The sequence below is a fragment of the Prochlorococcus sp. MIT 1303 genome (assembly GCF_001631965.1).
Classification (GTDB): domain Bacteria; phylum Cyanobacteriota; class Cyanobacteriia; order PCC-6307; family Cyanobiaceae; genus Prochlorococcus; species Prochlorococcus marinus_D.
In genome coordinates, this window is sequence record NZ_LVHK01000002.1 from 1 (window position 1) to 9,927 (window position 9,927).

The 9,927-nt window shown below is 47.7% G+C and carries 9 protein-coding genes and 3 pseudogenes; 2 read left to right on the forward strand and 10 right to left on the reverse strand.

Going from position 1 to position 9,927, the window contains the following annotated elements:
- Both PMIT1303_RS00035 and PMIT1303_RS12605 read right to left on the reverse strand, forming a co-directional pair.
- Nucleotides 1–449 (reverse strand): tetratricopeptide repeat protein (locus PMIT1303_RS00035; RefSeq protein WP_156486842.1); only part of this gene is annotated, 449 nt, incomplete at its 3' end.
- 65 nt (nt 450–514) lie between these two features.
- Nucleotides 515–766: pseudogene (locus PMIT1303_RS12605) on the reverse strand (phospholipase D-like domain-containing protein); the annotation flags it as partial.
- A 217-nt stretch (nt 767–983) separates the two neighbouring features.
- On the opposite strand from PMIT1303_RS12605, the gene PMIT1303_RS00040 reads away from it, so the two are divergent.
- Nucleotides 984–2,012 (forward strand): site-specific integrase, encoded by a 1,029-nt coding sequence (locus tag PMIT1303_RS00040; protein ID WP_231901138.1) that lies wholly within the window; start codon nt 984–986, stop codon nt 2,010–2,012.
- A gap of 235 nt (nt 2,013–2,247) precedes the next feature.
- On the opposite strand, the gene PMIT1303_RS14160 is transcribed toward PMIT1303_RS00040, so the two are convergent.
- From PMIT1303_RS14160 to PMIT1303_RS00050, 3 genes and pseudogenes are all read right to left on the reverse strand, one after another.
- Entirely contained in the window at nt 2,248–2,373 is a 126-nt protein-coding gene (locus tag PMIT1303_RS14160) for a hypothetical protein (protein ID WP_255359735.1), read from the reverse strand.
- Between the two features lie 1,059 nt (nt 2,374–3,432).
- Nucleotides 3,433–5,586 (reverse strand): class I SAM-dependent methyltransferase, encoded by a 2,154-nt coding sequence (locus PMIT1303_RS00045; RefSeq protein ID WP_231901140.1) that lies wholly within the window; start codon nt 5,584–5,586, stop codon nt 3,433–3,435.
- Between the two features lie 32 nt (nt 5,587–5,618).
- A pseudogene (locus tag PMIT1303_RS00050) lies at nt 5,619–5,953 on the reverse strand (phospholipase D-like domain-containing protein); the annotation flags it as partial.
- 194 nt (nt 5,954–6,147) lie between these two features.
- Between PMIT1303_RS00050 and PMIT1303_RS00055 the strand changes: the two are divergent.
- A complete protein-coding gene (locus PMIT1303_RS00055; protein WP_197459702.1) occupies nt 6,148–6,627 on the forward strand; it encodes a hypothetical protein in 480 nt (159 codons plus the stop codon).
- Between the two features lie 279 nt (nt 6,628–6,906).
- Here PMIT1303_RS00055 and PMIT1303_RS00060 read toward each other — a convergent pair whose 3' ends face one another.
- The 5 genes and pseudogenes from PMIT1303_RS00060 to PMIT1303_RS12615 form a co-directional block, all read right to left on the reverse strand.
- Complete coding sequence (locus PMIT1303_RS00060; RefSeq protein WP_063397021.1) at nt 6,907–7,878, reverse strand: hypothetical protein; 972 nt, start codon at nt 7,876–7,878, stop codon at nt 6,907–6,909.
- Nucleotides 7,879–7,940: 62 nt separating this feature from the next.
- Nucleotides 7,941–8,114, reverse strand: a pseudogene (locus PMIT1303_RS12610) (phospholipase); the annotation flags it as partial.
- 39 nt (nt 8,115–8,153) lie between these two features.
- Entirely contained in the window at nt 8,154–8,510 is a 357-nt protein-coding gene (locus tag PMIT1303_RS00065) for a hypothetical protein (RefSeq protein ID WP_063397022.1), read from the reverse strand.
- A gap of 99 nt (nt 8,511–8,609) precedes the next feature.
- Entirely contained in the window at nt 8,610–9,536 is a 927-nt protein-coding gene (locus PMIT1303_RS00070; protein WP_063397023.1) for a hypothetical protein, read from the reverse strand.
- Between the two features lie 52 nt (nt 9,537–9,588).
- Nucleotides 9,589–9,927: phospholipase D-like domain-containing protein (locus PMIT1303_RS12615; RefSeq protein WP_231901142.1), on the reverse strand; the 339-nt coding region annotated here is incomplete at its 5' end.

Consider the following 9,927-nt stretch of genomic DNA (forward strand, 5'->3'; position numbering starts at 1 on the left):
CCTAGTTCCAGAAAGCTTGCTGCTGCTCCCACGTATGCCTGGATAAGGTTTGGGTCTGTCTGTATAGCGCGTTTGAATAGATTGATTGCTTCTTGATTGCTGCCTGACTGCCTCTTGAGGTTGGCAAGATTATTAAAAGCAGGTGCATAACTGTTGTTTATTTGTAGAGCTTTCTCATACCATTGAAGGGCGTCTGCTTTATTGCCAAGATTCAAAAAGATGTTGCCGATATCTTTAACTGTTTCTGGGTCGCCGCTATCGAGTTGATGAGCCTTAACCAAGCATTGTTGTGCTTTCTCGAATTGCCCTAGGGCTAATAGGGATTTCCCTGCATATTTATAGGCATAGGTCTCTTCTTGATTGACCTGTAGAGCATTTTGACAAGCCTGTAGGCATTCCTGATGGCGACCAGCGGCTGAGAGCTCTTGGATGCGTTCTCGGTCTGCCACTCGTTCAAGAGCTTGGCGGGAGCATCACATTTTAAGAGTCTTCGAAGCCATTTCTCAAGACATTCTCACTCCCGCTCGATTCCATTCCCGCAGCGAGCCTGCTGCCGATCCAGCTTGCGTTGTATTCGTGGTGTGATTCCCAGCTCAGCGCCACGTCAGAGCCGATTCATTAGACGGGTGAAGTAAGCAGCAAGTTTTGGTGAGTGAAGCAGCAGCAGCGTTTCATCGTTGGTGTGGGCGGCAGCGGGTGACCAGTTGAAGCTGCCTGTGATCATTTTTTTGTTGTAGATCACGGCGAACTTGTGGGGGAGCTCCTCGAGATGTACCTCTCAGCTTGGTTCCTCAGCGATGCTCATGCCTCTTAAGCCAATGTTTGAGCCAGAAGGTCTTGGAGGGGATGAAAGAGCTACAGCGGGCTAAGAGCTGAGGAAGTGACGAAGCTTCTGCTTAGGGGCGGCTTTAAGCCAGATCCCAGATGAGGAGCTGGATTTTGAGGAAAGACCTGCGCTACGGAACAACAACGGTGCTCTCCAGGTGCGCGTGAGGATTGAGGGGCGAGACCATTTCATCAATCGCCTGGGCAGGTGGGATGACGCTGTTGCCCGAGCGAAGGCTCAGGCGATTTCAGCGCAGATCTGGAGTGATTTTCAGCAGGGGCGTTTGGATCAGAGCCTCCATCGCTACAAGCCTTTGGTTGAAGGGCAAGAACCTGACCTGCTCGCAGCATTGAAGGCATTGATGGATGAGAAACGCCAGGGGCGCGTGACCCATGCCTACCGAGTACTCAAGCGTTATGGCGCTGGACTGCGAACGTGGCAGGAGGTTCAGACCTTTTTGGATTGGATGGCAGATGACGGCTTAGCCGCATCGACACGGGCAACGATTGTGAGCACGATCCGCAGCGTTCGACCGTCCAACCGTGCCTTGGACGCGGCTGCGATCAATGCCCCCCACCGCCAGGTGATGGAAGAAGTGCTCAGTATTCCCCAGATTCAGAGGGTGTTGGCTCACCTGAAGGAGAAGGAACAGTGGTTCTATCCAGTATTCGCGCTGTGGCTGAGTACAGGTTTGAGGAACTCCGAGTTGATCGGGTTGACCTGGGATGCCGTCAGATTTGCTGAGGGTGAACTGCTGATTGCCAAGTCATTGCGGCGGGATGGAGTGAGTACCCATGTCAGGCGGTGGGGGACCACTAAGACTGGTCGCAGCAGGGTGGTGCCGCTGAATCCTGAGATTGTCGAACTGCTCCAGCAGCATCGACTGCGGATGGGTGAGCTGGGACTGGATACCCACAAGGGTCTGGTGTTTGTGACACCCAGAAGTCATGGACACTTGTATGACAGTGGTCTTGAGAAGGCCTGGAAACGTGCTCAGCGGCGTCTGGGTTTAGAGCCGAGGCGGTTGTATGCCCAGCGCCATTCATTCTTGAGCCATGCTCTAGCGATGGGAAATAGTCCTGCCGATCTGGTAGCAGCGGCAGGACATCGCACTGAACAGCTCTTGAAGACCTACGCGAAACCGACTGGACGGATCACCATGCCTTGCTGGTCACTCAGCGAGTGAGAAGACTTCTTCGGGGAAGAACTCCATGATGAGTTCATCTTGTGACAACCCAATGTATTTTCCTTTTAAAGGTTTTATTGGGGTTGATGTTCCTGAATCCTGGGGATCGTTATTCAGAACCGAATGAATGTTGATGATTGAATTTTTACCTGATGTTATGTGGTGGTATTGCGAATAAAAATAAATGATTATTTTCTTGTGGGCCGTTTCTGGTCTGAATGCCAGGTGTCTGTGCTTAGCCAGAGGTCAGCCTGGTAATCAGGATCACGCTGTCGTTTCTGCTTACAGGCACGAACAAGGGAACAAGGTGAGCAGCCTGACCTGCTTGTTGCTGTGGTGTGAGGCGTGGATAAGTAGTCACCTGAGGAGATTTAGGGCTCGGGGAGGGGTGTGCGGGAATATTGAGTGCTAATTGAATAGGATTTGCTGTTAAAGCCTTCTAGAGGCTCTTCTGTGCTGAGTGAAGGCTAGGGCAGTTAGCTTGCAACCCAGTCAGCCCATAGGATTCTCGAGCGGTAACGTAGTCAAGAAAGAGTTCTGGGAAATGGTCTTTCAGGAAGCCATGAAATTCTCGACTGGGTCCACACAAATGGCATTTAAATTTAGTGGCATTGCTTTTGTTGTGAAAGCTGCCTTTTAGGCTTGCTGATGAATAGCTTTTAGCTGGTGAGGCGTAGTCATTCTGCTGGCAGTATGGACACTTGAAAATGGGCCCCGATGGTCTTTGCTTAAATCCAAGAAGACACTTTGGAATTGTCTTTATAAAGATGTTCTCTAGATTCATAAATGTATGGCTATGTGCGCGTTAGCATTATAACTCTATTAGCTCAAATGTAAATACTTTTACTGGCTAATGACCTGGTTAAATTGTAGGTTGTCTGCTGGCAAAAGTGATATTCATTGCTAGACTAACCTTGTTGAGATGTTGAAAAAAGTGTTTCAACGAATTTAAATGTTCAAATAAATAAGGTTCGATCTGCGGTTGAAGGCCGCATATCATTGATGCCGAGCGTCAATCAACTTTGGTTGCGTAACTAAATGCTGTTGGGTCTGGGCCTAGAGGATTCATTCCTTAAGGATCGCCAGGAGGACTTTTAATGAAGACCTATTCAATTTCAATCCGTGTAGGAGTTGTGGAAGACGCCATGCTCAGAGAAACGCTCAAGAAGCAACCTAGTCAACAAGGAGACACGAGATTTTTGGAGAAGATGATTGCTTAGGAGTACAAAAAAATCTATCCTCGTTCAAGTATCTGAAGTGCTATTGTTACGTTCAAGCTGCTTGCGGTGATATTCGATAGGAGCTAAAGAGGGGTTTTGGTTAAGGTTCTCGACAAGAAGAGGTTTGTCTCCAAGGAGGTCGCAGGTTTTTCGAAGGGAAATCTGACTGGGTTTAGAGTAGAGTGAATTAAGTATTGTATTTAAGCAATTTTTTGAGCCCAGAACTGATACATTCCTGTGAAGGTTGAAGGATTTTCTTTTTCAAATTTTTCCCAGTTTTTTAATAAGATCATGTCGCCGTCTTCTGGGTACTGTTCCTTGTAGAGCTTCTTGATCTGGCCTGGAAGCATGAATCCACAAAAAGCCAGACCATGAGAATTCAAAAGTTTTTCGAGTGCTTCTGTTGTATAGCGATGTTCTTTGACATGGAAACAGAGGTCTCGACATTCCGACAGTGAATAAAAATCTCTTCCGAATTTAGGTAGATCTAAAAGCTCCTGGATCTCTCCGTTAATTACTTTCTCCCTGAAATCTCTTATACCTTCTGGAGTGCTCTTTATTCCTAATGTTTGAATTGTCTCTCGTGCTTTCACGATGACCTTGCGAGCAATTTCACTGTAGAGACCTAGCTTGATATATCCACCAGGTTTAAGTTGTTGAACGAGTGTGGATAGACCGTTCGCTGGTTTTTCCATATGGTGGAGAACCCCGCTACATTCAATAACATCGAATATGTCTCCAAGTTCGGGGACATTAAGGAGATCCATTTTTCTGAAAGCCACATTACTTATCTCATATTCTTTTGTCTTTCTTGTTGCGTATGCCAGGCTGCTGCTACTGAGATCAATCGCTGTAATCTCAGCATTTTTATAGCGACTAGCCCCGATGACCTGTTTACCTGTTCCGCATCCAGCAATGAGGACTTTTGGGCTAATCTTCAGGCTCTTCAATTCTTCTGGAAAAGATAGATTTTGTCTGGTCGTCTCCAATTTAATGATATTAAAAATCGGCTTTGCTAATCCGCTGGCTGTGAAGTCGGAGTATTTGAATCTGGGGTATGGATTCTTCTCGTACATCTCTTGAACGTGCTCGGATGTCGCGTCGGTGATATTGCGTATTTCTTGGAATGAAGTCTTGATCTCTTTTTCCTGAAGGGGTTCTTTGAATTGAGCCGTAATTAGTTCTTTGCTGTTGTCATCAGGAGTGGGATAATTGTTGATGAGTTCTGGGTTTATTCCTATTGTATGGATGGCTTTGTAGCAGCCGACGATCGCTAGGTATTTGTTAATAGCTTCTTGATCAGCAGCCGCTTCATTGATGATCTGGACTACAGACTGCTCCTCTTCTTGGGATGTGGAGTAGACATATTCATTTAAGTAGCATTGGGATGCTAAGGCTTCTGTTAAGGGCTTGAGTTGTGGCGGGATTTTGCCTTCTTGAGTTACCAGTGTTAGAAGCTCTTGCCTCAGTCTCGTGAAAAAACTTTCAGCCTCTGAGCTTGGCGGGATCATTAAGGTCAGTGATTTGCGAAATCTCCAGTCGGCAGCCAGTAGTTTAAATGGCTCGTTACTCTCAGAGATGATTGGATTTGATGTCGATGCTTTCTGAATGGTTGGGAGAAATTCCTCTAGGAATATTTTGGTTAGCTTTTGATGTGAGGCATCTGTTCGATTGAGCATAAGCTCGTATATCCGCGCTACGTCATGGGCATTGGATGGGCTTAGGTTCAGCTGGTCAATAAAGGCTTCGATGTTATTGAGAGCGCCAGGATTATCAGGTTTGAGCTCTAGGGATTTAAGAGTGGAGGCAAGAGCTTGATCAAGGTTGCCGACGTCTTTGTGGATGATGCCCAGGTTCATGTGGGCAGTGGGGTTGTCAGGTTTGAGCTCTAGGGATTTAAGAGTGGAGGCAAGAGCTTGATCAAGGTTGCCGAGATCTATGTAGATGCTGCCCAGGTTCATGTGGGCAGTGGGGTTATCAGGTTTGAGCTCTAGGGATTTGAGAGTGGAGCCAAGTGCTTCATCAAATTTGCCGAGCTCCCTGTATAAATTTCCTAGATTAGTGTAAGCGTCTGGATGGTAGGGGCTTATATCTATCGCTTTTTTGTATAGAGAAATTGCCTCTTCGAATCGCCCGCTGTTCTTACAAATAACCCCTAGGTTTGAGAATATGGTGTAATGAGAATAGCCAGTTTTTATTGCTTTTCTGTAATCTTTCTCAGCATTTGCCAGGTCTCCTCGTGCATGGTGGTTAATTGCGTTCTTGTGAAGAGTATCTCCACCCATTTGGGTCTTTTGCTCATGTTGGCTGTTGTTCTTCTTCTTGCTGCTTTTTTGCTCTCCAAAGCCTGCCATTGTTTGGCTGGAATATCCACTAACTTTAAGCCTCACCCTAAGCCACCTCTTAAGCCATTCTCAGCTCCACTCCACTCCACTCCACTCCACTCCACTCCACTCCCGCACTTGGCTCGTTGCTGCTCAAGCTTGCGTCGCATTCGTGGTGCGATTCCCAGCTCAGCACCACGCCAGAGACGATTCATCTCGCGCGTGAAGTGAGAAGCAAGTTTTGGTGAGTGAATCACCAGCAGCGTTTCATCGTTGGTGTGGGCTGCAGCAGGGCTCCAATTAAATGAGCCGGTGATCACTTTTTTGTTGTCGATCACTGCGAACTTGTGGTGGAGCTTTCTCTGCGGGCTAGGCCGGATGTCCCAATGCCTTGTACTTGCAGTGGTTTCGAGGGAATCGCTCAGGGATGCTCAGGACTCTTCTGTTCTCATAAGCCAGAACCCAAGCCAGAAGGGCACTCGATCTCTCTTTGAGATGCCCTGTGGCTAAGAAGAGCTACTGGATCAATGCATCTGGCATGGCTTTTGAGGGGCGTCAGCTCTAAACCCGAATCCCATGCAAGCGAGAGGGATGTTGAAGAAGCCGCCGAGGCTGAGGGATAACAACGGTGCTCTCCAAGTCAGGTTGAGGCTGGATGGGCGGGACTATTTCATCAATCGCCTTGGTCGTTTTGACCATCCAATCGCCCAAGCCAGAGGACAAGCCATCTGCGCGGAGATCTGGCGGGATGCCCAGCAGAGGGATTTGGACTTATCCCTCAATCGATACCGCCGACTGGTTGAGGGGCGAGCACAGGACTTGCTCGATGCCCTCAGGGCACTGGCAGAGGAGAAGAGGCAGGCAAGGGTGACCCATGCCTATCGGGTGGCGAAGCGGTTTGGATTGCCGATCAGGATCAGAGCCGAGGTTGATCGCTTCCTTGCGTGGATGAATGCAGAGGGATTAGCTGCATCCACCCAGTCCGCGATTCTCAGCACGATTCGGTCCGTGCAACATTGCCATCGAAGAATTGATCTAGAAGATTGTGTGATTCTTCTAAATAACCTTTAGCGCTAAGCTTGGAAAATAGTAATTGAGCCTGTTCCTGAAGTAATCACTGTGTTCTCATCTGTTTGAGTTCAGGTTCCTGGTATGTTGTCAAGTTTCCCTTCTTCGTCTTTAGATAAGATTTCGATAATCCCGCTTTTCCGGTAGACGTATGACGGTTTAAATCCGTCTTCCTATTCTGCGTCAAGAATTATATGCTTTTTGATTTTGTCGATAACGTAGATCTACTCCGATGCCTGTTGTTTCCTTCTCACGAGCCTAATGACTTATGCTTTCATGCTCTTAGTTTCTAGGGTCAACAACCTTACCAAATTCGGTATTAGTAACGACTGTTGATCCATCCTTGGAATAGATGGTGAAGGTCCTCGTCTCTTTTTGAACTGATCCATCTGGATAGACAAAGGTCATAATCCCGCTAAGGTTAATAAAAGACCCACTTACGCTATCGACATTCAGATTTGAAACATTGACCCGTTCGAATTGCCTGAAGAATTCAGGATCATACATTCGTTCGGCAGCCCCGGTCATATATTTAGATGCTCGTTGAGTATCATTGTTGGACATTGCATCTACCCATTCTTGGATCATATAGATTGCAGCATCTATTGTTGTTGACGAGTCAAAGCGAGTCTTTCCTTGCTCGATTTCATTGTTGTCCTTTCTATCCGTAGATTCCTCTTGATGATTATTGAAGGATCTCTGGAGGGATTGAGCCTTGGTCGTTTGTTGTGTTTGGCTCTTTTCTTCTGTTTTTTTCTGGTTGCCTCCGATCCACCGATCCTCAGAGAACAGCCAGAACTTGCAACGGGAAAGACCCACTCCCATTTCTTCTGAGGTGACAACACCGCGAACGGCAACCCTCATGCCTTTGCGAAGTTCTCGGACTTCGGGTGCATTGCGTGGTTTTGTGCAGCTCACGGAAGAGAAGCTGTATTCACCACCCGTGATGGTGATGCTGACATTTTTCTCGTCAAATAGTGAGTCGTCAATACTCGCGATTGATCCACTGAGCTCAACTGGTTGATTCATATATTTATTCTCTGCCATAACGGAGTTGGCATCGAATTCCTCTGCGATCGCTTCAACGCTGAGGCTGGCGACCGGTTGATCCAAGTCGAGAGTTCTGATGCGGTTTCTGTTTGCTTCTTCCGCTGCCTGCTCTGCCTTGTACTCCTCAGCAATTTTTTGAAGTTCTGCACAGCCTGCTGTGAGTAGCAATGAGCCTGCGGTGAGGATGCCAACAACAGTTTTCATGACCTAGGGATTGGCTGATTGCGGAATTTAGATCAAGCCACTCTTACCTCCTCTTAGGTTTCTTACTCCCTATCCACCCCACTCCCGCACTTGTCACGCTGCCGTTCCAGCTTCTGCCGAATCCGTGGCGTGATCCCCAGCTCAGCACTTCGCCACATCCGATTCATCTCACGAGTGAAGTGTGCAGCGAGCTTGGGTGAGTGAATGACCAGCAAGGTTTCATCGTTGGTGTGAGCCTCAGGGCGTCCACGTTTTTGGTCAATGGTGGAGGCAGATCAGTCTTTTGCCCCCATGTCTTCTGCCCACTCGATAGCTCCCAAGTGAGCTCCCAGTGAGATCAGTCCAGCAAGGATGGCGATGACGTAGTTGGCTCCTTCCTGGTCAATCGCTTCGCCGATATGAAACCCCGCCACTGCCCATGCTGCGGTCATCGCGAGGCAGAACAGGATGTTGAGGATGGGAGTTACCATCACGATCATTCCGCCCAAGAAGATTCCTCCACCCCACCACCAGCTCTGCATCCCAATTCCAAAAGCAACGGCAATGACGAGTATCTCGAAGATGACCAGGGACGAAGCGTCGTCATTGAACTTGGCTTGTGTGAAGCCAGCTCTTGTATTTCGAATGCTCATGTCAGTTTAAAATTGCCGGATTTGGACTTGTTCCTGAATAGATACCGGTGATTTGTTAAGGTTCGAGATCAGGATTTGCTGGATTCTTGGCGGATTTATCTAACAACCTCGTTTTGCAATACCAGTGACTTGATAGCTACTATTTAGACCTTTGACTTTAATTGTAGAGGCGCTTTGTTCCATTTCGTGTCCAGTTTTCCTCCAATTTTCCATTGATATTATGAGTTGGTATTCATTGTCGCCCGAAACTATTTTTAAGTCTTCGTAAGTGTTGATTGTTAGCTCTCTCTGTTTCCTGTCTGGATTGATGATGACCTTGCTATTAGAAATATCTTCTACTGGAAATGTAGCCCAGGCAAGTGGCTGGCTTTCATCGCTTTCTGTAAAGTAAAAGCTGCATCCTCTGGGTAAATTAATCCATGCCAAAGGTGCTAATTGGCGAATTTGATTTTGCTTTATCTTTTGGAATGGCTGTTCAGTGCTTGCGCTGTATTTGAATGGAGTCGATGCTTGTTTCGTTGGTGTTGTTTGGTTTGATCCGATCCATCGATCCTGTGAGAAAGACCAGAACTTGCAGCGTGACAGACCAATTCCCATTTCTTCTGAGGTGATTATGCCGCGAACGGCAACACGCATTCCTTTGCGGAGTTCGCGGACTTCGGGGGCGCTACGAGGTTTCGAGCAGCTCGCGGATGAAAAGCTGTACTCCCCGCCAGTGATAGTGATGCTGACGTTTTTCTCGTCAAACAAGGAGTCGTCAATGCTCCCGATATATCCATTGATTTCTACAGGTTGGTTCATGTACTTGTCCTCAGCCATTACTGAGTTCGCCTCGAATTCTTCTGCTATCGCTTCAACGCTGAGATTGGCTATGGGTTGATCTATGTCGAGAGTTCTAATGCGTTTCTTCTTGGCTTCTTCCGCTGCTTGCTCTGCCTTGTACTCCTCAGCTATCTCTTGAAGTTCTGCACACCCTGTTATGAGCAGCAATGAACTCGCGGTAAGCATGCCCAGAGCAGTTTTCATGACCTCGGAATTTGCTGATACGGGAATTTAGGTCACTATCTCTCTTGTTCTTTCAGCCCCTCTCCACCCCTCTCCCAGATTTGGGTCTCTGCCGATCCAGCTTGCGTTGTATTCGTGGTGTGATTCCCAGCTCAGCACTTCGCCACATCCGATTCATTTCACGAGTGGAATGGGCGGCAAGCTTGGGTGAGTGAATCACCAGCAGTGTTTCGTCATTAGTGTGTGCGGCAGCGGGCGACCAGTTGAAGTTGCCTGTGACCACTGTTTTGTTGTCGATCACTGCGAACTTGTGGTGCAGCTTGTCTCCGTTCGACAGTCTCGGTGTACCTACCCCTTGTAGAGGGACTGCGAATGGTTTGTTACCTACTTCCAGCTTGCAACGATGATCTGG